Annotated in this window: 19 protein-coding genes; 11 read left to right on the plus strand and 8 right to left on the minus strand. The window is 61.1% G+C overall.

What is annotated here, in order from left to right; all coding sequences use genetic code 11:
- Nucleotides 1-78 precede the first annotated feature (78 nt).
- From JZM60_RS07055 to JZM60_RS07085, 7 genes are all read left to right on the plus strand, one after another.
- Complete coding sequence (locus tag JZM60_RS07055) at nt 79-951, plus strand: bifunctional 5,10-methylenetetrahydrofolate dehydrogenase/5,10-methenyltetrahydrofolate cyclohydrolase (protein WP_207165526.1); 873 nt, start codon at nt 79-81, stop codon at nt 949-951.
- Nucleotides 952-1,106: 155 nt separating this feature from the next.
- Nucleotides 1,107-1,985, plus strand: coding sequence for an SCO family protein (locus JZM60_RS07060; protein ID WP_207164855.1), 879 nt, complete (start codon nt 1,107-1,109; stop codon nt 1,983-1,985).
- Nucleotides 1,972-3,594 (plus strand): cytochrome c oxidase subunit I, encoded by a 1,623-nt coding sequence (gene ctaD / locus JZM60_RS07065; RefSeq protein ID WP_207164857.1) that lies wholly within the window; start codon nt 1,972-1,974, stop codon nt 3,592-3,594. Before JZM60_RS07060 ends, ctaD begins: the two co-directional genes overlap by 14 nt.
- The gene (locus tag JZM60_RS07070) at nt 3,591-4,193 is read left to right on the plus strand and encodes a cytochrome c oxidase subunit 3 (protein WP_207164859.1); all 603 of its coding nucleotides are present in this window, start codon (nt 3,591-3,593) and stop codon (nt 4,191-4,193) included. Before ctaD ends, JZM60_RS07070 begins: the two co-directional genes overlap by 4 nt.
- A 156-nt stretch (nt 4,194-4,349) precedes the next feature.
- Nucleotides 4,350-4,646: a cytochrome C oxidase subunit IV family protein gene (locus tag JZM60_RS07075; protein WP_207164861.1), complete on the plus strand. Its 297-nt coding sequence runs from the start codon at nt 4,350-4,352 to the stop codon at nt 4,644-4,646.
- A 9-nt stretch (nt 4,647-4,655) separates the two neighbouring features.
- Complete coding sequence (coxB, locus tag JZM60_RS07080; protein WP_207164863.1) at nt 4,656-5,573, plus strand: cytochrome c oxidase subunit II; 918 nt, start codon at nt 4,656-4,658, stop codon at nt 5,571-5,573.
- Nucleotides 5,570-6,391 carry a protoheme IX farnesyltransferase gene (locus tag JZM60_RS07085; protein ID WP_207164865.1) on the plus strand — a complete coding sequence of 274 codons (822 nt, stop codon included), beginning with the start codon at nt 5,570-5,572 and terminating at the stop codon, nt 6,389-6,391. The genes coxB and JZM60_RS07085 overlap by 4 nt, the downstream gene beginning before the upstream one ends.
- A 7-nt stretch (nt 6,392-6,398) precedes the next feature.
- On the opposite strand, the gene JZM60_RS07090 is transcribed toward JZM60_RS07085, so the two are convergent.
- From JZM60_RS07090 to JZM60_RS07100, 3 genes are all read right to left on the minus strand, one after another.
- Nucleotides 6,399-7,010, minus strand: coding sequence for a trimeric intracellular cation channel family protein (locus JZM60_RS07090; RefSeq protein ID WP_207164867.1), 612 nt, complete (start codon nt 7,008-7,010; stop codon nt 6,399-6,401).
- Nucleotides 7,011-7,195: 185 nt separating this feature from the next.
- The gene (locus JZM60_RS07095; RefSeq protein ID WP_207164869.1) at nt 7,196-7,930 is read right to left on the minus strand and encodes a cytochrome c3 family protein; all 735 of its coding nucleotides are present in this window, start codon (nt 7,928-7,930) and stop codon (nt 7,196-7,198) included.
- 12 nt (nt 7,931-7,942) lie between these two features.
- Nucleotides 7,943-9,340 carry a cytochrome c3 family protein gene (locus tag JZM60_RS07100; RefSeq protein ID WP_207164872.1) on the minus strand — a complete coding sequence of 466 codons (1,398 nt, stop codon included), beginning with the start codon at nt 9,338-9,340 and terminating at the stop codon, nt 7,943-7,945.
- Nucleotides 9,341-9,766: 426 nt separating this feature from the next.
- Here JZM60_RS07100 and JZM60_RS07105 point away from each other — a divergent pair, with 426 nt between their 5' ends.
- A complete protein-coding gene (locus tag JZM60_RS07105; protein ID WP_207164874.1) occupies nt 9,767-11,416 on the plus strand; it encodes a fatty acid--CoA ligase in 1,650 nt (549 codons plus the stop codon).
- A gap of 27 nt (nt 11,417-11,443) precedes the next feature.
- The gene (locus JZM60_RS07110; protein WP_207164876.1) at nt 11,444-12,682 is read left to right on the plus strand and encodes an MFS transporter; all 1,239 of its coding nucleotides are present in this window, start codon (nt 11,444-11,446) and stop codon (nt 12,680-12,682) included.
- A gap of 351 nt (nt 12,683-13,033) precedes the next feature.
- Here the strand turns inward: JZM60_RS07110 and JZM60_RS07115 are convergent, their stop codons facing one another.
- The 4 genes from JZM60_RS07115 to JZM60_RS07130 all read right to left on the minus strand — a co-directional run bounded on the left by JZM60_RS07115 (nt 13,034) and on the right by JZM60_RS07130 (nt 17,570).
- Nucleotides 13,034-14,029 carry a tRNA dihydrouridine synthase gene (locus JZM60_RS07115; protein ID WP_207164878.1) on the minus strand — a complete coding sequence of 332 codons (996 nt, stop codon included), beginning with the start codon at nt 14,027-14,029 and terminating at the stop codon, nt 13,034-13,036.
- A gap of 81 nt (nt 14,030-14,110) precedes the next feature.
- Entirely contained in the window at nt 14,111-14,608 is a 498-nt protein-coding gene (locus JZM60_RS07120; protein WP_207164880.1) for an FKBP-type peptidyl-prolyl cis-trans isomerase, read from the minus strand.
- Between the two features lie 97 nt (nt 14,609-14,705).
- Nucleotides 14,706-15,776 (minus strand): type IV pilus twitching motility protein PilT, encoded by a 1,071-nt coding sequence (locus JZM60_RS07125; RefSeq protein ID WP_207164882.1) that lies wholly within the window; start codon nt 15,774-15,776, stop codon nt 14,706-14,708.
- Nucleotides 15,777-15,812: 36 nt separating this feature from the next.
- Nucleotides 15,813-17,570, minus strand: a complete 1,758-nt coding sequence (locus JZM60_RS07130; RefSeq protein WP_207164884.1) for a DUF4388 domain-containing protein — start codon at nt 17,568-17,570, stop codon at nt 15,813-15,815.
- A 235-nt stretch (nt 17,571-17,805) separates the two neighbouring features.
- On the opposite strand from JZM60_RS07130, the gene JZM60_RS07135 reads away from it, so the two are divergent.
- Together JZM60_RS07135 and JZM60_RS07140 are read left to right on the plus strand one after the other, a co-directional pair.
- Nucleotides 17,806-18,465, plus strand: a complete 660-nt coding sequence (locus JZM60_RS07135; protein ID WP_207164886.1) for a YceH family protein — start codon at nt 17,806-17,808, stop codon at nt 18,463-18,465.
- Between the two features lie 36 nt (nt 18,466-18,501).
- On the plus strand, nt 18,502-19,302 hold the full coding sequence (locus JZM60_RS07140) for an alpha/beta fold hydrolase (protein WP_207164888.1): 801 nt from the start codon (nt 18,502-18,504) through the stop codon (nt 19,300-19,302).
- A 6-nt stretch (nt 19,303-19,308) separates the two neighbouring features.
- On the opposite strand, the gene JZM60_RS07145 is transcribed toward JZM60_RS07140, so the two are convergent.
- On the minus strand, nt 19,309-20,235 hold the full coding sequence (locus JZM60_RS07145) for a PLP-dependent cysteine synthase family protein (RefSeq protein WP_207164891.1): 927 nt from the start codon (nt 20,233-20,235) through the stop codon (nt 19,309-19,311).
- Nucleotides 20,236-20,260 lie beyond the last annotated feature (25 nt).

The raw sequence follows: 20,260 nt of genomic DNA on the forward strand, positions 1-20,260 counted from the left end.
GACCGTGCCGATTAGCATGCGAAAACTGGGGAATGTACAGACCCCATGGAATTTATCGAGAAGAGGAAACTTGGTGCCATGAATCTACTGGACGGGAAAAAGTGCGCCGACAGCCTGGTTGCCGACATAGCCAGGAAGGTGGCGGGATATGTGGAATCGGGGCTGAGAAAGCCGCACATGACGGTAATCCTCGTGGGTGAGCACGCTCCGAGCGAATCCTACGTGAAGTCGAAAATCAAATCCTGCGAGAAGGCGGGGTTCGAGGGGGCGCTCCTGCGGTTTCCGGAAACCGTGACCGAAGAGGAGCTCCTGGCGAAAATCCGGGAGATCAACGCCAATCCGGCCACCGACGGTCTCATCGTCCAGTTGCCGCTCCCCCCACACATAAATCCCCAGAAAATAATAAACGCCATTGATCCCGACAAGGACATCGACGGATTCCACCCCACGAACTTCGGGAAGATGACCCTGGGGCAGAAGGCGTTCCGGCCGGCCACCGCCTACGGCATCTGCAAGCTCCTCCAGTTCTACGAGATCCCGGTCTGGGGGAAGCACTGCGTGGTCATCGGCCGCTCCAACATCGTGGGTAAGCCCATTTCCATCATGCTTGCCAACGATTTCGACATCGGCAACGCCACCGTCACCCTCACCCATATCGAAACCCCCCGGGAGCTTCTGCTGGACGAGACGCGGCGGGCCGACATCATCATCGTGGCCGTCGGCATTCCCGGCTTTGTCACCGACGATATGGTGAAGGAGGGGGCGGTCGTTATCGACGTGGGGATCAACCGGCTGGATGACGGCAAAATCGTCGGGGACGTGGACTTCGAGAACGTGAAGGGGAAATGCTCCTGGATCACCCCGGTTCCCGGCGGAGTCGGCCGGATGACGGTGGCGGCCCTCATGCTCAATACCCTCATGGCCTACCAGAATAATTTCAACCTGGACTGACACAGCCCGGCGGTCTTCCGCCGCAAGGCAACTCCCGTGAACGGCGGCCCCCTGGCCGTCGTTTTTTTGTGCCCGGCTTCCGCCCCGGCGGTTGCGAATGGCGTGGAGGGCGGTAAGGTATAGGGACGCTGCACTCACGCTCGGGGTGGTGACCAATGGAACGGTTGCATGGTGTACGATGGTCCGGGGTGTCTTTCCTCTGCTCTTTGCTGCTGCTGGCGGCCATGCTCGCGTCCGCCCGGGCCACGGCCGCGGCGGAAGAGCCGCTCCATGAGCATGGCCGTCCCGGCATCGACGCCGCAACTGGCGATGGGGCACGTTTCGGCCTCACCGAACGCCTGGGGGAGAAAATTCCCCTCGACGCCACCTTCGCGGACGAAACCGGCGCGCCGGTCCGCCTGGGAGACCTGGTAACCGCCCCCACCATAATCCTTCCCGTCTACTACCGTTGCACCAATGTCTGCAATTTTCTCCAGGGGGGGCTGGCCGGAGTCCTGAAAGATATCCGCCTTACGCCGGGAGAGCAGTACCGGGTCATTTCGGTGAGCTTCGACGAAACCGAAACGCCGGAGCTGGCCGCCAAGTACAAGAGAACCTACCTGGACGCCATCGGTGCCCCATTCCCCGAGGAGGGGTGGCGGTTCCTGACCGGCGACGTGAAAAACATCCGCCGCCTGACCGATGCTGCCGGGTTCCGGTTCGAGCGCCAGGGGAGGGATTTCATCCACCCGGTGGCGAGCATCATAGTTACCGGCGACGGCACCATCGTCCGCTACCTCTATGGCACGACCTTTCTCCCCAAGGATCTCGCCCTGGCCCTGCTTGAGGCCCGGAGCGGAACCGTGGGGACCACGGTCCGCAAGGTGGTGGGATACTGCTTCACCTACGACCCGAAGGCGAAGACCTACGTCTTCAATCTGCTGCGGGTGAGCGCAACCATCGTCATTATCTGCACGGGTGCCTTCCTTGCCTTCCTGTTCCTGACCGGGAAAAAACGCCCGACGCCTCCCGGGGGAAAACATGGAACCGACTGAGCCGACCACGACCGCCGCCGGCTTCTGGAGCGATACCGGCAGGAGCGGCATCGCTTCCTGGATATTCTCCACCGACCACAAGCGGATCGGCCTGCTCTATTTCTATTCGGTGTTCGGTTTTTTCCTGGTTGCGGTGGCGCTCGGCCTCCTGCTCCGTATCGAGCTAATGGCGCCGGGACGGACCATCATGGGGCCCCAGGCGTACAATGCCCTCTTTACCGTGCATGGGGTGGTGATGGTGTTCCTGTTCATCATCCCCGGATTTCAGGGCTCCTTCGGCAATCTCGTCATGCCGATCCAGATCGGTGCCAGGGACGTGGCTTTCCCCCGCCTGAACCTCCTTTCGTGGTGGCTCTATATGGCCGGCGCGGCCATTATCCTTACCTCGCTCTTCACGGGGGGCGGCCCCCCCGACACCGGCTGGACCTTCTACCTCCCCTTCAGCGGCCGGACCGGGACCAACGTCTCACTGGCGGTGTTCGGCGTATTTGTCGTGGGGTTCTCCTCCATCGTTACCGGGGTAAATTTCATCACCACGATCCACCGGTTGCGGGCCGAAGGGATGACCTGGGGTAGGCTGCCGCTCTTTGTCTGGTCCCTCTACGCCACGGCGTGGGTGCAGATCCTGGCGACCCCCATCCTCGGCATCACCCTGGTGCTGATAATCGCCGAACGGCTCCTGGGGACCGGCCTCTTCGAGCCGGGGCAGGGGGGGGATCCCCTCATGTACCAGCACCTGTTCTGGATTTACTCCCATCCGGCGGTCTATATCATGATTCTGCCGGCCATGGGGGTGATCTCGGAGATCATTCCGGTATTTGCCCGAAAGCCCATCTTCGGCTACAGGATGATCGCCTTTTCCAGCATCGCCATCGCCGCGGCGGGTTCCCTCGTCTGGGGGCACCACATGTTCACCAGCGGCATGAGCGATATGGCGATTCTGGTATTCTCCTTCCTCACCTTCATCGTAGCTATCCCCTCTGCCATCAAGGTCTTCAACTGGATATCAACCCTTTACCGGGGGTCCATTTCCCTGGAAGCCCCCATGCTCTTCTCACTTTCCTTCATCTTCCTCTTCTCCATCGGCGGGCTGACCGGGCTGGTGCAGGGGGCGGCGGCCACGGACATCCATGTCCACGACACCCAGTTCGTGGTGGGGCATTTTCATTACGTCATATTCGGCGGCTCGGGATTCGCCTTCTTCGCCGCCATGCACTACTGGCTCCCCAAGTTCTACGGCCGCCGCTACGCCGAAAAGCCGGCCATTATCGCCTGGGCGCTCATGTTCACCGGCTTCAACATCCTCTATTTCTCCATGATCGTGCTGGGGCTGGAAGGGATGCCGCGGCGTTACTACGATTACCTCCCCGAGTTCGCTCCCCTTAACCTGGTATCCACAATCGGGAGTTGGATCCTGGCCACAGGGCTCATGATTCTTCTGGTGAACCTGTTCATGGGGTTGCGGAGCGGGGCGCGGGCCGGGAGCAATCCGTGGGGAGGGGCAACCCTGGAATGGAGCATCCCGACGCCGCCACCCACGGAGAATTTTGCGGATGAGCCGGTGGTCACCCATGGCCCCTATGATTTCAGGGGGACGGGGGTCCCATGAGCCGGCCGCAACACAGAGACCATGCCGGGGCAAAGCTCGGGATGTGGCTTTTCCTCTTAACCGAATTATTCCTGTTTGGGGGGATGTTTCTCCTTTACGGGGCCTATCTCGTCCGCTATCCCCGGGAGTTTGCCGCCGCGGGGCGGGAGATGCAACTCTGGTTCGGCACGGTCAACACGGTCATTCTCATCACCAGCAGCCTGATGGCGGCCATGGCGGTCACCGCCATCCAGCGGGGGGGCCGGCGGTTGGCCGTCTGGCTGCTGGGGGGGGCGGTCATCTGCGGAGCCGTGTTCCTTATCAACAAGTACCTGGAGTGGAGCCACGAGTTCAGTCGCGGCATCTATCCCGGCTCGTCCCGGCTGGCTGCTGCGCCTCCCGGAGAGTCGGTCTTCTACAGCCTCTACTATGTGACCGCCGGCCTCCATGGCCTCCATGTGCTGATCGGCAGCGTACTGTTGGCGGTGGTGGCGGTATGGGCATGGCGGGGGACGATCCATGCCGGGGATTTTGCCTGGCTGGAGAACAGTGCTCTCTACTGGCATCTGGTGGATCTGGTCTGGATCTTCATCTTTCCGCTCTATTACCTAATCCTGTAGGGGCTGCGACTTTTACGCCATCTCGCCGCCGTCCTCGTCGCTCCTTTGTGCGGCGTAGCGCTGCTACGCCTCCGCAGTCTCTCCTCCGGGTGCGACGATCTGGCGCAAAATCCGCAGCCTCGGATAGGCAAACGGGGCCGGATTTTAGGAGAAGCAATGGGGAAAGATACTCATGGCAACACCACGCATATCATCGGGTACGGAACCCTGACGGCGGTTTGGGGCGTCCTCCTGTTGCTCACCGCCCTCACGGTATGGGCCGCCCGCCATGCCACGGGCTTCGGCCATGTCTGGGGTTCTCTGGCCATCGCTTCCGTCAAGGGGGGGCTGGTGATAGCCTTCTTCATGCACATGCGCTACGAGGGGAGGCTGCTCCGCTGGCTGCTGTTCGTGGCCCTGGTTACCCTGGCGCTTTTCATCGGGCTGACTTTTTTCGACGTTCTCTACCGGTAAGGATCTGTCGTGGACCCGAACTTCATAACCACAACCAGCGCAGTAGATCCGGTTTTCATATTCATCTTCGGGGTGAGCATTGTGCTCCTTCTGGGGATTACGGCGACCATGGTGGGGTTCGTCATCCGCTACCGCCGCTCCCGTGCGCCGGAGCCCACCTCCCGGGCGGACGGCAATGTCTGGCTGGAGATCGTCTGGACGGTCCTTCCAACCATCATAGTCCTGGCAATGTTCTACTACGGCTGGGCAGGTTATCTGACGCTCCGGAACGTGCCGAAGAACGCCATGGAGGTGACGGCGACGGCCCGCATGTGGTCGTGGAGCTTCACCTACGCCAACGGGAAGACCAGCCCGAAGCTCTACATCCCAGTCGGTAAGCCGGTGCTGGTGCACCTCGTTTCCATGGATGTGCTGCACGGGTTCTCAATTCCTGCGTTCCGGATAAAGCGCGATGTGGTGCCGGGAATGAAGAACCATGTCTGGTTCGTGGCGGAAAGGCCCGGCTCCCATGAACTTTTCTGCTCCGTCTACTGCGGCCTGGGGCATTCCTCCATGGTTGCCGCGGTGGAGGCGGTCCCGGAGAAGGAGTTCGATGCGTGGCTGGAACGTCGGGAGGATGACGGGGTGAAAGGTGAGGGGTCCCGTGGACGGGAGCTCCTGGAGAAGAACGGCTGCGTCGGTTGCCATTCCCTGGACGGTTCCCGCAAGGCTGGGCCAAGTTTCAAGGGAGTTTGGGGTAGGGCGGTTACGGTGGTGACTGGCGACGCCGAGCGGAGCGTCACCATGGATGGGGCATATCTGAAGCGCTCTCTCCGCGAGCCGGCGGCCGACGTGGTGAAGGGTTATCCGCCGGTAATGCCTCCTTATCCGAACCTGTCCGATGACGAAATCGAAGAGATCGGTGAGTTTTTGAAGGAGGTCCGGTGAGCAGGGGAGTCTCAAGGTTGCTTCGCCCCCGCCTGGCCCTGCTGAACGGGGCAGCGGCGGCCGGCGGGTGTCTCCTTGCCGCGGAAGGGGGGTGGGGGATGCTCCCTTGGGTGGCATGGGCGGGGGTGGCGCTTCTTGCCGCGGGGGGGTCGGCCCTCAACCAGGTGCTGGAGCGGGATCTGGACGGCCTCATGGAGAGAACCCGCCAGCGGCCCCTCCCTCGCGGGGATATCTCTCCGGCGGCAGCGGCCCTCGTGGGGGCGGCATGCATCGCCGCCGGCCTTCTGGCCCTTGGCGCCATGGGGGGACTTCTGCCGCCGTTCATCGGGGGGGGAGCGCTTGGGTGGTACCTGGCCGTTTATACCCCCCTCAAGCGCCGCACGTCCCTCGCCCTCCTGGCAGGGGCGGTGAGCGGGGCGGCTCCGCCCCTCGTCGGCTGGACCCTCGCCGGGGGAAACCCCGCCGACTACCGGATTGTGCTCCTTGCGGGCATTCTCTACCTCTGGCAGATTCCCCACTTCTGGCTTCTCCAGCGCCGCCACGCGGAGGATTACCGGCGGGCCGGCATCCCCCTCTTTGTGGAAGGCGTTAAGGATGGTGCCCGTTCTCCCATCTTCGCGGTCTGGCTCGGGGCGCTCGTGTCCGGGGCGCTGCTGCTCCCGGTTTTCGGAATCGTCGGTGGGGTGGCGGCGGCGGGGTTATCGGCATTTTCCCTTTTCCTGCTTATGGCTGCTTTCTTCCGTGCCGACGGGGCACTGTTCTCAAGCCTTAACCTCTTTCCCCTGTTGATCCTTCTGGCCCTTTCCATACAGCGTTGAGCCGTCGTTACTTGCCTCCTTCAGCCCGGGGGAGGGACCAGTTGTAGCGGATGGCTAGAAGGCGCAGGCCGATTACCGCCAGCGCCGCGGCGAGAAGCGACCATGTGTGGGGGAAGGAGAGCCTGTTCAGCAGGTAGAGAAGTGCCGCCCCCACAAGGCAGGCCGAGGCGTAGACCTCTTTTTGCAGCACCAGGGGGACCTGGGTGGAGAGAACGTCGCGGATCATTCCCCCGGCGACGGCGGTCATGACACCCATCATTACCGAGCCGACGAACCCCATCTTGAAGGCCAGGGCCTTCCCGGTGCCGATGACCACGAAAGTGCCGAGCCCTATGGCATCGAAGTAGAGGAGCGGGTGGTGCAGGAATTCCAGCCGCCGGTGAAAGAGGAAAATCGACAGGGAAACGGCGATGGAGATGTAGAGATAGGTTTCGTCCTTGAAAATGAAGGGGGGTGTGTCCCCCAGAAACAGGTCGCGCAGGGTGCCGCCTCCCGTGGCGGTAACCAGGCCGAGCATCAGCACGCCGAAGAGGTCCATGTCGCGGCGGATGCCGGCCCAGGCGCCGGAAGCGGCGAAGGCGGCGGTGCCGAGAAGGTCGAGGGCGTAAAGCAGGTTCATTGGCGTTCTCCTTTCGGCGAGAGATTACCTTCTCGACTCAGGGAATGCAATGCGAAGATTGTGTTTGCTGCCGGTACTATGAGAGGCCGGGGGGAGGGCGTTTGCCGGAGGGGGGGCGGAAAGGCGCTTTCACCCTTCCCGCCCCCCATGGAGTTGCTATCGTTGCGGAGTGCTGCTCTGGTCAACTACTGAACGTGGCATGCAAGGCAGAGAACGTTGCCTGCCATGGTGGTCCTCAGAAACGGCTTGGAATCATCATCGTGGACCGTATGGCAGGAACCGCACTCCAGGGTCCTATTGCCGCGGGGGGAGGTGAACAGCGGCATGCTCTGCTGGACACGGCTCGTCTTGATGGCAAAGTAGCCGGGGTATGTCTCGATGATTTCTCCCAGCCCATTGGCGGCTCCGCCAACGGTCACGTTGAAGTTCACCGGATGGTGATTTCTGAGGTCGGGACCTTTGTGAGTCTTTCTTTCCGGCGCGATCCCCATTTCCCCGTTCGGGCCCATGACGGTCGAAAGCCCGTCGACGGGCTGGATCCGAAGGCTCGCTCCCCCAAGGGGGCTCCCATCGTGGCAGTTGATGCAGAGCGACGAGACGCTTTGCTCGGATATGCCGCTGCTGTTGGCGATGTTTTTCATGGTGGGAGAGGTGGAGTAGAGGCGGTACGACGCAAGGGGCACGATCCCAGGGTACCGGTTCCACAAGGGAATGCCGATTGGAGAATGCGGGGTGTGACAGAAGACGCATACCATTGTCGTTCCGCCGCTTACCGCCCTGTAGTCGTTGATGGAGTTGGAGGCCATGTTGTGCTTTGTGACCGTAATGGCCGCTCCCCACGCAAGCTGGGTGGACATGAGAACTGTCGCGGCAATTATGGTTATACGCTGTACTATCGATTGGTTTATTTTACGTTCCATGGCTTGCCTCCCCTAGCGTGTCTTCTTGACGGGTTGCACAGCCACGGTGTTGACCGCACCGTTTACCGTCCGGATCTCAATGCTGTCGCCGGTCTTTACCCCCTTGAAAACAACGGTGATTTTGGTGTCCGACCAGGAACGCACCTCGGCAGCAGCGCCTTCCACGTACGCCCCGAGCCCCGATGAGTACTCTACGGACGGAGGAGGACCAAAACCGCTCCCCACTATGGTCAAGTTGCTCCTGGTGCCCAGTGTTGCTGTCCTGACCGACAGATAGGGAACCACGGTTATGCGCATCCGGTTGCTCTTTTTGTCCTCTTTCCGGATGCGGAGATCGTAGTTGCCCAAAGCCAGGGGAGGCAGCAGGACTTGCACTTCCCCCTCGGTGTAGGCGGTGGGCGAAAGCTCAATGGAACCGAGCTCGTTGCTCAGGACAACCGTCGGCATGAAGGTTATTCCGTTCGATTGATTGGTGAGGCCGGACCCCTGGATGGTGAGGCTGGCCTGGGTCCCCTGCGTGACGGTCCGGCTGCTGATCCCTGTCACGGCAGGCACCGTCGCGCCGGCCGGTACCATTGACATGGCGTTGACGGCCTTGAGGTGGCACCCGTTGCAATCGTAATTGTTGCCGACATGGCCCCATCCGGCGTCTTCCTCGCCGGGGATAACGGCGCCCACGCTTGCCGGGGAAGGCGTATCTTTTTGGATGTTGTGGAGGGATTTGATTCCGTGGCAGGTTTCGCAGTACCTGATGTCCTTGATGGCGCCATGGACCCCATGGCACGTGGCGCAGGCAATGTTAATGGCGTGGTGAGTCTGGGCGTTGGTGAAAATGGGCCTCACGGTCCCCGTTGCCGGGTCTATCGCCCCGTCGGCGCTCTGGTGGCATGCGGCGCATCCGCCGGTAATTTTCTGCTGGCCGGTGCCGGGATCGATATATGGGGTTCCGTAGGTGTCTGGAGTGACTGAGGATTTTGGATAGGTTGGTATGTAGTGCCCGTCATCATAATTGTCCACAAAGCTGCCGTGGCAGACGTTGCAGTGCCGTTCCTGGGCGGCAGGGGTGATGTGATGGGGCGACGTGGTATGGCAGTTTTCGCAGGTCCTGAAGTCCGCAAACGTGAAGCCGCCGGTGCCGTCCGGAATAAGGGTGTGGCAGGTGAGGCATTCATAGGTTTTAGCCGGCGATGCGTTGTTGAGGAGCGCATGGTGGCGCTGTACCAGGAGGGAATCGTCTCCGTGGCACTCAAGGCATTTGATTCGGGTCAAGCTTCCAAAAACCGTATCGTAGATTCCCAGAAACTGGTTGGCCGGGGGGGGCGGCACATTTGCCGACGCAATGGTCAGCAGCGCCAGAAGTAAGGTGCCGGTCAGACTTGCTGCAGCTGATACAAATTTTCCCTTTCTCATCCGATGCTCCTTTCATGGAGGATTTACGACGCCGGACCTGCTCAGTGGCGCACAATCATCTAATGCAGTGGTGGATTAGAAAACATGCATTACAATAAACAAACCACAAGCCAGTCTCTTTTGGAAATAACTTAAATAAGCGATAAATAAAGAAAATCGTCCGTAACGGCTGGAGATTATTAAATGTAATATGAGGTGGAGATATTTCTGCTCTTGTTGTCTTGGGGGCGGGGGGGAGTTTCTGCCCGACAAGCCACGTCATATGACCACCGATACGTCTTTTGCCGGACATAACCGGCAGCCGGATTCGTCCTCCTTCATTGGCGTCGCCGCTGCCGAAAAAACCGTCCATCATTCTTAAAATCATGATATAACCCGGCAAGTTGTTATCTATCTGAGGAGTACCATCCAGCCGGAGGAGCACCCATGACTGACACCCTGATTCCCCGTACTGCTTCTGCCTATGACTATCCCCTACTCATAAAGAATCTCCTCTTTTGCCCCGTGGTGGACAACCCGGATCAGGAGATCATCTACCGTAACCTCTATCGCGGCACCTACCGCACTCTGCGGGAGCGGGTCCGGCGGCTGGCCAACGTTCTGACCGGCCTGGGCGTAAAGCCCGGGGACACGGTGGCGGTCATGGACTGGGACAGTCACCGCTATCTGGAGCTCTTCTTCGCCGTGCCGATGATCGGCGCGGTGCTCCATACCATCAATGTCCGGCTTTCCCCCGAGCAGATCCTCTACACCATCGACCATGCCGAGGACGATCTCCTGCTGGTCAACAGCGAATTTCTCCCGATCCTAGAGCAGATCAGGGGACGGCTCGATACGGTCAAGGGGTATCTCCTTCTCACGGATGATCCGGCAGAGGTTGGGGAGAGCGCCATTCCTTTCCGCGGAGAATATGAAGCGCTGCTTGCGGACGCCTCCCCGGAGTTCGACTTCCCCGATTTCGATGAGAATACCCGCGCCACCACCTTTTACAGCACCGGCACCACCGGCATGCCCAAGGGGGTCTACTTCAGCCACCGCCAGCTGGTGCTCCACACCTTCGGCGTCATGACGGTGCTCTCGACTGCCGTGGGGCACGGCACGTTCCGCCGCACCGATGTCTACATGCCGATTACCCCCATGTTCCATGTCCATGCGTGGGGAATTCCCTACATTGCCACCATGCTCGGGGTTAAACAGGTCTATCCGGGCCGTTATGTACCGGAACAGCTCCTGGAGATGATCGAGAGGGAGAAGGTGACCTTTTCCCACTGTGTCCCCACCATCCTGCACATGCTGCTGAAGCACCCCCATGCCGAGCGTATCGATCTTTCGGGGTGGAAGATCATCATCGGGGGAGCAGCCATGTCCCGTGCCCTCTGCATCGAGGCGATGCGGCGCGGCATCGACGTCTTCACCGGCTATGGCATGTCCGAAACCTGCCCGATCCTGTCCATGTCCCACCTGACCCCGGAGATGCTGGAGTGCACGCCGGAGGAGCAGGCAGCCATCCGCTGCAAGACCGGAGTGGCCATTCCCCTCGTCGATTTGCGCGTGGTGGGGGCGGATATGCGCGAGCTTCCGCGCGACGGCGCGAGTGCCGGGGAGATCGTTGTCCGGGCCCCCTGGCTGACCCAGGGGTACCTGAAAGACCACAAGGCATCGGAGAGGCTCTGGGAGGGGGGATTCCTCCATACCGGCGACGTGGCCGTACGCGACGAGTTGGGATATGTACGGATAACCGACCGGACCAAGGATGTGATCAAAGTGGCCGGGGAGTGGGTTTCTTCCCTGGAGCTGGAGGATATCATCGCCCATCACCCGGCTGTGTCCGAGGTTGCGGTCATCGGGCAGCCCGACGAGAAGTGGGGGGAGCGCCCCCTGGCGCTGGTGGTGCCTAAGCCGGGCGAGGCCGGGCGGGTGACGGAAAAGGAGCTGGCCCACTACGTGCGGGAATATGCCGAAAAGGGAATGGTCAGCAAGCAGGTGGTCCTTGCCAGGGTGCGGCTGGTGGATTCGATTGACAAGACGAGTGTCGGCAAAATCAACAAGGTCGCTCTGCGGGAGAAGTATCTGTAGTCTTTCCGGCTGCGGGATGGAGAGCAAATGATCAACAGCCGTATCCGCCGCCAGCGCTGGGTGATCTTTTCGGTGCTGGCGCTCATGTATATACTCGTCTATTTCTACCGGGTTTCCCTGGCTGTCGTGGCAGGGGACATTTCCCGCGAGCTGAATCTGACCCCGCAGCAGCTGGGCTCCCTGTCGGGTATCCTCTTCTACGTCTACGCCTTGGCCCAACTGCCGCTCGGCCCCATGATCGACCGCTTGGGGAGCAGGCTGGTAATCAGCGGCTGCGGCGTTCTGACCACCATCGGTGGCATTCTCTTCTCCCGGGCCGACAGCCTCGCCATGGCCATGGCGGCCAGGGTGTTCATCGGTATCGGCACGGCGTCGGTGCTCATGGCCACCTTCACCATCTTCAGCCGCTGGTTTTCCAAACAGGAATTCGGCCGGGTATCCGGCTTCATGGTGGCCATCGGCAACCTGGGGAACCTTTCGGCCACGGCTCCCCTGGCCCTGGCGGTGGCTGCGGTTGGCTGGCGCTCTTCATTCCTGGCCATAGGGCTGCTCCAGGCGGTGGCTACGGTGCTGGTTTTCGGCATGGTCAGGGACCGCCCCCCGGTGACTGAGGAATGCGACACGGCAGATGCTTCCAAGCCCACCGGCATGCTGAGCGCATGGGGGGAAATCTTCGGCAATCCGCACTTTCTGCTCCTGGGGCTGATCTCCTTTTTCTGGTACGGAAACTATCTGGCCCTCCAGGGCTTGTGGGGCGGACCCTACCTGATGGAGGTGATGGGCCTCTCCCGGGCCGCCACCGGCCAAATGCTCATGTTTACCTCCCTTGGGTTCATTGCCGGAAGCACGGTGATCGATGTGGTCGCCCGGCGGATATTCCGTTCCTACAAAAAGACCCTACTTGCGGGGCAGTTCGTGCTTCTGCTGCTCATGTCCGGCTTTCTGGGGGTGGTTGAAACCTTTCCCCGTCCGCTTCTGGCCGCCGTATTCTTTGCCGTGGGGCTGGCCGTCTCCAGCGGGGTGATGATCTACCCCATCATCCGCTCCATGTTCTCCGTGCGGATCGTTGGTACGGCCCTCACCTCCCTCAACTTCTTCGTCCTCATGGGAGCGGCGGTGACCCAGCAGGTTATGGGGGTGATTGTCGGCTCCTGTGGGCGCGGTGCTGCGGCCGCCTACCATGCTGCATTTCTCTTTCCCGTGGCGGGGCTGGCCGCTGCCATTGTTGCGTTCTTTTTCGCGCGGGATTATTCGGAAAAGGGGTGAAGAAGGCAGGCTGACGCTCCGGTACATTCGCTCCACGGGGCGCACGCTCCCATCCCTTAAACGTGAAAAGGCCCGCCAAACGATTCGGCGGGCCTCTTTATTTCTACTTCCGTTCTCCCCATTTCAGGGTTATTCCGGCGTTTTGAAACCGCCGGCCGGGTACTGCGTCAGATTGTGTTCGGGAGTAGCTTCCCCTATAACGGTGCCCTCCTTGTGCTGACGATCTGTTTCCGGTAGCGCTACCTGTCTATACTATAGCGTTGTAAAAATTCCCTGCAAAGGCTGTTATAAAAAATTTTTCCATGTATAATGGCATATTGTGTCAAAGGCAGCGGGAACCCGCTGCCTTTTTTATGGGAGCTCGTCCAGGATGGCGCTGAAAGCCCGGATGGTCCTGGCTTTTTTGAGCTGTTTGAGGCTCCTTGCCAGGGATGGGTCATCCATGGTGGCAAGGACTCCCTTGATCTTGCCCAATACCTGCGTTTCGCCGCAGAACAATTTGCAGTAGCCTGCCAGCAGTTCCCCCATGTACTTCCGGAGCATTTCCTTCCGTTCTTCGTCGGTCGGTTCGGCCGGCGCTTTTCCCCTCAGCCGCTCAAAAAGCAGGGGGTCGGCGATGGCCCCTCTCCCCATCATGAGACCGGCAGCACCGGTTTCCCGTAGAACCCTCAGGCCGTCGGCTGCGGTGCGGATATCGCCATTGGCAATTACCGGCAGCCGCGTCTTGCTCACCACTGCGGCGGTAACGGCATGGTCGGCTCTGCCCTCGTATTCCTGCACAACGGTTCGTGGATGGAGCACCAGAAAGTCGATTCCGGCGGCTTCGAACAGGGGGAGGATTGTGGTGATCTGGGCGGGGTCGTCGTAGCCGGCCCGCACCTTGACGGAGAATGTCCCCTTGACGGCCGTGCGCAGAGCGGGGAGCAGTTCGCCCAGCGCCTCGGGGCGCCGCAGCATGCCGCCGCCGGTGAGGCCGGATGTCATCCGCCCGTAGGGGCAGCCGAGATTCAGGTTGATGTGGACGGCCCCTGCTTCCTGGGCCGCCTTGGCGGCGGTCACCAGGGCTTCATGGTCGTGCCCGATGAGTTGTACCACCAGCGGTACACCATCTTCTGCGGCAGCCACTTCCAGCAAATCACCCTCCCTGATCGGTTGTCGCGCTCCGGCAGGATTGACCCTGACAAACTCGGTGAAAACTGCATCGGGGCGGACCCAGTCGATGAACAGGGAGCGCAGCGCCCGGTTGGTCAGTCCCTGCATGGGGGCCAGCATCAGTGGGACGTGGCCGGTGGGCCAGGGGAGGGGGGTGTGCGCAGATGTTGCTGGTGATTGTGTAGTAACGTGCATGGATGTTCAGGAGGGAAAGAAGACAAAGGCGGCCGGGGGCCGCCTTTGCTGTTTCCGCAGTGGTGATTTTTGTGGGTGATTCTAGAGGATTTCCACCAGTTGGAACTCGTAGGTGAGGTCCTCGCCTGCCAGGGGGTGATTGGCGTCGAAGGTGACGCTGTCTTCGGTCACTTCGACCACGGCGACGCCGATCTCTTCCTCGTCATCGTTGGCAAGTACCAGTTCCTGGCCGACTTCGGGGATCATGTCTTCGGGGAGATCGCTCTTGGGGACCGTGAAGACCTTTTCCTCGTCGTACTCGCCGAAGGCGTCCTCGGCCGGTATCGTTACGGTTTTCTTCTCGCCGGGGGCCATGCCTACCAGGGCCTCCTCTATCTGCTCGAAAAAGTCGCCGCCGCCGATGGTGAGCTCCATGGGGCCCGCCTCGCAGCCGCAATCGTCATCGTCGCAGCATGAATCGGATTCGCACTCATGGGAGTCGCATCCCTCCGTTTCGAGGGTGCTGTCGAAAACGGTTCCATCTTCAAGCTTGCCGGTGAAGTCTATTTTTACCCGGTCGCCCTTCTGTGCCTGTTTCATTTGGTTCATCCTTCCGTGCTCTGAATATATCCGGCAGTGACCGGTCCATTGCATCGTACGCAAACTCGTGCCCGGCAGTCCAGTGAAAATTATTCCATCATTCAGTAAAGGCCAACTTGCGCTCAAGATCCATGGAGCGGGTGATGTGTTTCGCCTGGTCGAAGGTGATGATTTCCTTCTCGCAGAGCTCCAGCAGGTGCTGGTCCAGGGTCTGCATCTGGTAGAGGGAGCGGCCGTTCTCGATGTGCTTTTCGATCTCGTCGAGGCGCCCCTCACGGATGCAGGCCTGGATGGTCGTGGTCGCCCGCATGATCTCCACCACCGGAAGGATGTTTTCGCCGCTCTTGTCCTTGATGAGCCTCAGGGAGATGGTTGCCACCAGGATGTCGGCCAGCCGCTGGCGGATCACCTCCTGGCAGTCGGGCGGAAAGTGGCCCAGGAGGCGGTTGATGGTGGAGGCGGCACTCTGGGTATGGAGCGTGGAAAAGACCAGGTGCCCCGTTTCGGCCGCTTTGATGCAGGAGTCGATGGTCTCCTGGTCACGCATCTCGCCCACCATGATGACGTCGGGGTCCATGCGGAGCGACGAACGGAGCGCGGCGGTGAAGTTCTCCGTGTCGATCCCCACCTCCCGCTGGATGATGCAGCTTTTCCGGGAGGTGAAGAGGAATTCTACCGGATCTTCAATGGTGATGATGTTGAAGGTGCAGGTTTCGTTCAGATGGCGGATGATCGACGCCAGGGTCGTTGATTTGCCGTTGCCGGTGGGGCCGGTGACGAGAATGAGGCCGTTGGGGGCCTTGGCGATTTCGGACAGCACCGGCGGGAGGTTCAGCTCCTGGAATGTTCCCACGTGGGGGGGGATTACCCGCATGACGATGCCGATGGCCCCCCTTTGCCGGAAAATGCTGACCCGGAACCGGCCGCCGTTGGGGAGGGAGTAGGAGGCGTCAAGTTCGCGCAGGTTGTCGGGCAGGGTGCGCCGGTTCTGCTCCATGACGGTCTGGGCGATGAACTCCGTGTCCTGGGCGGTCAGGCGGGGGAGCTTGGAGCGGAGAAGCTGCCCCTTGGCCCGGAAAAAGGGGGGATTGTCCACCTCGAAGTGGAGGTCGGATACCCGCTTCTCGAAGGCGATTCCCAATATCTGGTTCAGAAGGTTCATGTCCATGAAAGATACCTCGTTTGCACCTCATCCCTGTGCCGGCTAGGGAGTCGGCTTTTCGCGCTTTCTGTGGTAGAGGGCATTTTCCAGTACGAGACCCGCTTCCCCGGCCAGAATCTCCAGCATGTCCACCTGGACGGGGGAGGGCTCCCGCTGGCCGAAGTCTCCGTAAATGAGGGAGATGGTCTTGCCGAAACCCCTCAGGGGGAGAAGGAATACTGTTGGCCGAAGCGGGGCGCCGATGGCGGTGAAAAGATGCCGTACTACTATCTCATCGTCCGTTCTTCCGAAAAATGCACCTGTTTTTTCAATAACCTCACTAAAAAGAGATGCTCGCTCCAGGGGGATTGCGAAGCGCAGCGGGGGGGTGGCACCTTCTTCGCGGCCGCCTCGAATGCCGATTGACCGTTCGGCAATCAGCCCCTTTTCCTGGACAATGAGGGTGAGTGACCGGTCAAAAACTTCGGCTACCGATTGCAAAAGGGACAGGGCCACATCCTGGGGCCGTTCGAGCCGCCTCAACGCTGTAAGCCCATGGGCTATCCGGGCGGTCGGCGTTCTGCCCTGCTCGCGCCCCATGGCCCTCAGATAGGAGGGGAGGGTTCCCAGGAAGCGGAGAGTGTCTTCAAGGAACGTCCCTTCCCGCCCTTCGCGAACGGGGCGCGGAAGAACCGCCCTGACCCCATCCCTGAGCGAGTCGAGGGCGAAAACGTAATCGCTGGGGGGGACGAGCTGAAGCGTGGCAATCCGGGGGTAGGCCTTCTTCTTCTGCTGGCGCAGTCCTTCGAGCTTTTGGGGCGAAAATCTGACACCTATGCTGTCGGGAGCGTCTAGGATGAGAACCGGCTGGGAATTTTTTGCCAGGAGCTGCTCGATGATGGGGTCCAGGTCCTGCTCTTCGGTGGTGGCGAAGACAAAGATCCCTTCCTGCCGGCAGACGGTGGTGACGCAGTAGGCCATGAGTTCGTCGGCGCTGAAGAATACCAGTGACGGGATTGCTTCCGCCCGCTCATTTCCCTCTTTTGGGGTGCCGGCATAACTCCCCAGAAAGTCAAGGAGTTCTTCCTGCTCCTTTTCCGAGAGATCGGCGCCCAGTTCCTGAATCTTCAGCTGCGGGGTGCGGTCCTCCAGGCCGGAAAACACCTGGGGGATGGCCTTTTCCAGGCTGTCAACATCGGCCAGCCCCAGGTCGTCGGCGGAAATTATCATCCCGGCCGCCTCGGCGGCAGCGTCGTGAGCCGGGATATCCTCGTCTTCCAGCTCATCCTCCAGCAGCAGCCCGCCGTGCTTCTTTTCATCGTAGATCCTGAGGGCGTCCATCAGGACGTTTTCGGTGTGCAGGGTGATCTCTTCGTGGAGTTTTTCCGGGAAATATCGGTATTCATCGGACACGGTAACGTTGGTTACGTCCAGGTTGAAGGACCCCCTCTTCCAGGTGAGGATTTCGACCACCGTCAGTTCGATGAGAGCTTCAAGTCCCCGGTAGGCATCGTCTTTCCCCACCTTCCCCCCCTCGATGAGGGTGGCGATCAAGGGGCGGCGGTTGCTGCCCGCGTTCCGCTGCTCGTCGAGGGCTGCGGAGAGTGTTTCGGCGGCGATGACCCCCGCTTCCACCAGGATATTGCCTATCCGGAGGCTGTTGTCGTAGTGGTTCGCGCTGATTATATAGCCGTCGTTGAAGACGAGCTGGCTCTCCCCTTTGCGCCCCTTGACCGTGAGAGTGCCCGATTTTCGCGTCGCGTGAAGGAGTTGAATGACATCGACGATGGACAGGTGTTCCAGGTCTCCAGTGAATGACATCCTTTTGCAATGCTCCTCTCTGGGCAGGTGCCGGGGCTTCCCCGAAAGCACTATTTAACTCGAAAAAGCGGCAGCATTCAAGCACTAACCAGCGGAAATCGCGGTGCTTGCCCAAAGTGCTGCATATTTTTGCCAAGGTCATTAATGAATGAACGACACCCTTGACCTGCGGCGGCGGTACCCTGTATGGTTTGCAGAGATTGCCGGAGGTGTCCCGCCTGAAAGGAGCTGCCCATTGGAAATAGTCCTGAATCCATTTGAAGTCCGAGTACTCGGCTGCCTGGTCGAGAAGGAGCTTGCGACCCCCGAGTATTACCCTCTGACCCTGAACGCCCTGACGGCTGCCTGCAATCAGAAATCGAACCGGGATCCGGTGATTTCCCTGGATGAAGCCGATGTGGTGCGCGCCCTCGATTCGCTCCGCGTGAAGGGGCTTGCCCGGCAGTCGGCCGAAGGGGTGCGGGCCATGAAGTACTGCCACTGCCTGGCCGAGAAGTTCCTGCTGGAGCCGCCGGAGCTGGCTGTTCTGGCCGAACTCCTCGTGCGGGGCCCCCAGACCGTGGGAGAGCTGAGGACCAGGGCGGAGCGGATGCGCCCCTTCGCCGATCTGGCGGCGGTGGAAGAGGTCCTGCGGCTGCTCATGGAGCGGGAAGAGCCCCTCGTCGTCCGGCTTCCCCGCCAGCCCGGGCGCAAGGAGCATCGTCATGCCCACCTCTTTGCCGGAGTGCCCGAGGCGGATGGAGATGAATGCGCCCCTCCAATGGAGGGGGCGCGGCTCCAGGTGAGGGCGGAGGAAGAGCGGGTGGCGCGCTTGGAGGAGGAAGTGGCCGCGCTGCGCACCGAAGTCGATGAGTTGCGCCGGGCCATGGAGGAATTCCGGTTGCAGTTCGAGTAGCGGCGGGCTCTGCCACGCCAGCCAGGGAGGCTCTTTATGAACGCGATCATCAACGGCATCAACCTCGCTTACGACGACCATGGCAGCGGACCGGCGGTGGTTCTCATTCACGGATTTCCCCTGTGCCGCCGGATGTGGTATCCGCAGGTCAAAGCGGTGACGGCGGCGGGGTTTCGACTCGTGACCATCGACCTGCGGGGATTCGGCGAGAGCGACGTTCCTGACAGTCCCTATTCCATGGATATCTTTTCCGACGATGTCGTGGGTCTCATGGACCATCTCGGGATCGAGCGGGCGGTTGTCGGCGGGATGTCCATGGGGGGGTATGTCCTCTTCAACCTTGCGGAGCGCCATGCCGGCCGCCTTGCCGGCGCCGCGTTCATCGCCACCCGTGCCACGGCCGACGATGAGGCTGGGAAGGCCCGCCGTCTCCGCCAGGCTCAGGATATGATGAAATTCGGCCCCCAGGTCATTGCCGACGCCTTCGTGCCGATTCTCTTTGCCGAGGCATCCCTGTCCGAGCGGCCGAGGCTTGTGGAGGAGGTTGGCGGGTGGATCGTCGGGACCGATTCGCGGGGGCTCGCGGGCGGGCTTCTCGCCATGCGGGAGCGCAAGGACTACAGCGGAATTATGGGCAATTTCGGGATGCCGTCCATTGCCATCGGCGCAGAAGGCGACCGGGCCGCACCGCCGGAGACGTCGCGGGCCATCGCTGCCGGAATCCCCGGCTGCCGGCTTGCGATTGTCACGGACGCCGGGCACATGGCCAATCTGGAGCACCCGGGGGCCTTTAACGATGCGCTGGTGGGGTTTCTGAAGGAGTTGGGGATGTGGTGATGACCGTTACGGCGGGCACTTGCCGCAGACGGACCGGAAGAGCACCGTGCTGAGATAACGGTCCCCGCGGTCGGGGAGGAGGACGACGATGGTGCTCCCCGCCGGGGCGTCCTTTGCCATCTGGACGGCGCCGGCCACCGCCGCGCCGCTGGACATCCCCACGAAGAGCCCTTCTCGGATCGCCAGGTCCCGCGCTGTATCGAAGGCGGGTTCATCGTGGACGGTGAGCTTCAGGTCGAGGGCGTCGGGGTTGTATATCGGCGGCACAATGGCCTCCTGCATGTTCTTGAGACCCTGCACCTTGTGCCCCAGGCGGGGTTCGACCCCGACTATGGTTACCCCGGGCTTTGCCTCCCGGAGATAGCGGCTCACCCCCATGAGGGTGCCGCCGGTCCCCATCCCTGCCACGAAAAAGTCCACGGTGCCGTCGGTGTCCCGGAAGATTTCCGGCCCGGTGGTTTCGTAATGGGCCAGGGGATTGTTGGGATTGGCATACTGGTTCGGCATATAGTAGTGCTCGGGCTCTTCATCCAGAATCCGGTGCGCCAGCCTGATGGCCCCGTCGGTGGCCTCCTGGGCCGGGGAGAGGACCAGTTCGGCGCCGTAGGCCTCCAACACCGCCCGCCGCTCCAGACTCACACAGGCAGGCATGACGAGTTTCACCCGGTATCCCTTTGCCGTCCCGAGCATGGCAATGGCGATGCCGGTGTTCCCCGAGGTGGGCTCCAGGATTGTCTTTGCGGCGGTCAATTCCCCGTCGGCCTCGGCCTTGGCGAGCATATAGAGGGCGGGACGATCCTTCACCGAGCCGCCGACGTTGTTTCCTTCGAGCTTGGCGAGGATTCTTACCCTCGGATTGGGGTTCAGGTGCCTGATCTCCACAAGGGGGGTGGAGCCGATGCTCTTGGACAGGGAAAAGGGGGGGTATTCCATGGATGATGCCCTCTGCTTGGTTGGT

It is taken from the genome of Geobacter benzoatilyticus, assembly GCF_017338855.1.
Lineage (GTDB): Bacteria > Desulfobacterota > Desulfuromonadia > Geobacterales > Geobacteraceae > Geobacter > Geobacter benzoatilyticus.

Bases quoted from the DNA above. Each gene is read 5' to 3' on its own strand.
- JZM60_RS07055 (WP_207165526.1), top strand. From the start codon at position 79: ATGAATCTACTGGACGGGAAAAAGTGCGCCGACAGCCTGGTTGCCGAC.
- JZM60_RS07060 (WP_207164855.1), top strand. From the start codon at position 1,107: ATGGAACGGTTGCATGGTGTACGATGGTCCGGGGTGTCTTTCCTCTGC.
- ctaD (WP_207164857.1), top strand. From the start codon at position 1,972: ATGGAACCGACTGAGCCGACCACGACCGCCGCCGGCTTCTGGAGCGAT.
- JZM60_RS07070 (WP_207164859.1), top strand. From the start codon at position 3,591: ATGAGCCGGCCGCAACACAGAGACCATGCCGGGGCAAAGCTCGGGATG.
- JZM60_RS07075 (WP_207164861.1), top strand. From the start codon at position 4,350: ATGGGGAAAGATACTCATGGCAACACCACGCATATCATCGGGTACGGA.
- JZM60_RS07090 (WP_207164867.1), bottom strand. From the start codon at position 7,010: ATGAACCTGCTTTACGCCCTCGACCTTCTCGGCACCGCCGCCTTCGCC.
- JZM60_RS07095 (WP_207164869.1), bottom strand. From the start codon at position 7,930: ATGGAACGTAAAATAAACCAATCGATAGTACAGCGTATAACCATAATT.
- JZM60_RS07100 (WP_207164872.1), bottom strand. From the start codon at position 9,340: ATGAGAAAGGGAAAATTTGTATCAGCTGCAGCAAGTCTGACCGGCACC.
- JZM60_RS07105 (WP_207164874.1), top strand. From the start codon at position 9,767: ATGACTGACACCCTGATTCCCCGTACTGCTTCTGCCTATGACTATCCC.
- JZM60_RS07110 (WP_207164876.1), top strand. From the start codon at position 11,444: ATGATCAACAGCCGTATCCGCCGCCAGCGCTGGGTGATCTTTTCGGTG.
- JZM60_RS07115 (WP_207164878.1), bottom strand. From the start codon at position 14,029: ATGCACGTTACTACACAATCACCAGCAACATCTGCGCACACCCCCCTC.
- JZM60_RS07120 (WP_207164880.1), bottom strand. From the start codon at position 14,608: ATGAAACAGGCACAGAAGGGCGACCGGGTAAAAATAGACTTCACCGGC.
- JZM60_RS07125 (WP_207164882.1), bottom strand. From the start codon at position 15,776: ATGGACATGAACCTTCTGAACCAGATATTGGGAATCGCCTTCGAGAAG.
- JZM60_RS07130 (WP_207164884.1), bottom strand. From the start codon at position 17,570: ATGTCATTCACTGGAGACCTGGAACACCTGTCCATCGTCGATGTCATT.
- JZM60_RS07140 (WP_207164888.1), top strand. From the start codon at position 18,502: ATGAACGCGATCATCAACGGCATCAACCTCGCTTACGACGACCATGGC.
- JZM60_RS07145 (WP_207164891.1), bottom strand. From the start codon at position 20,235: ATGGAATACCCCCCCTTTTCCCTGTCCAAGAGCATCGGCTCCACCCCC.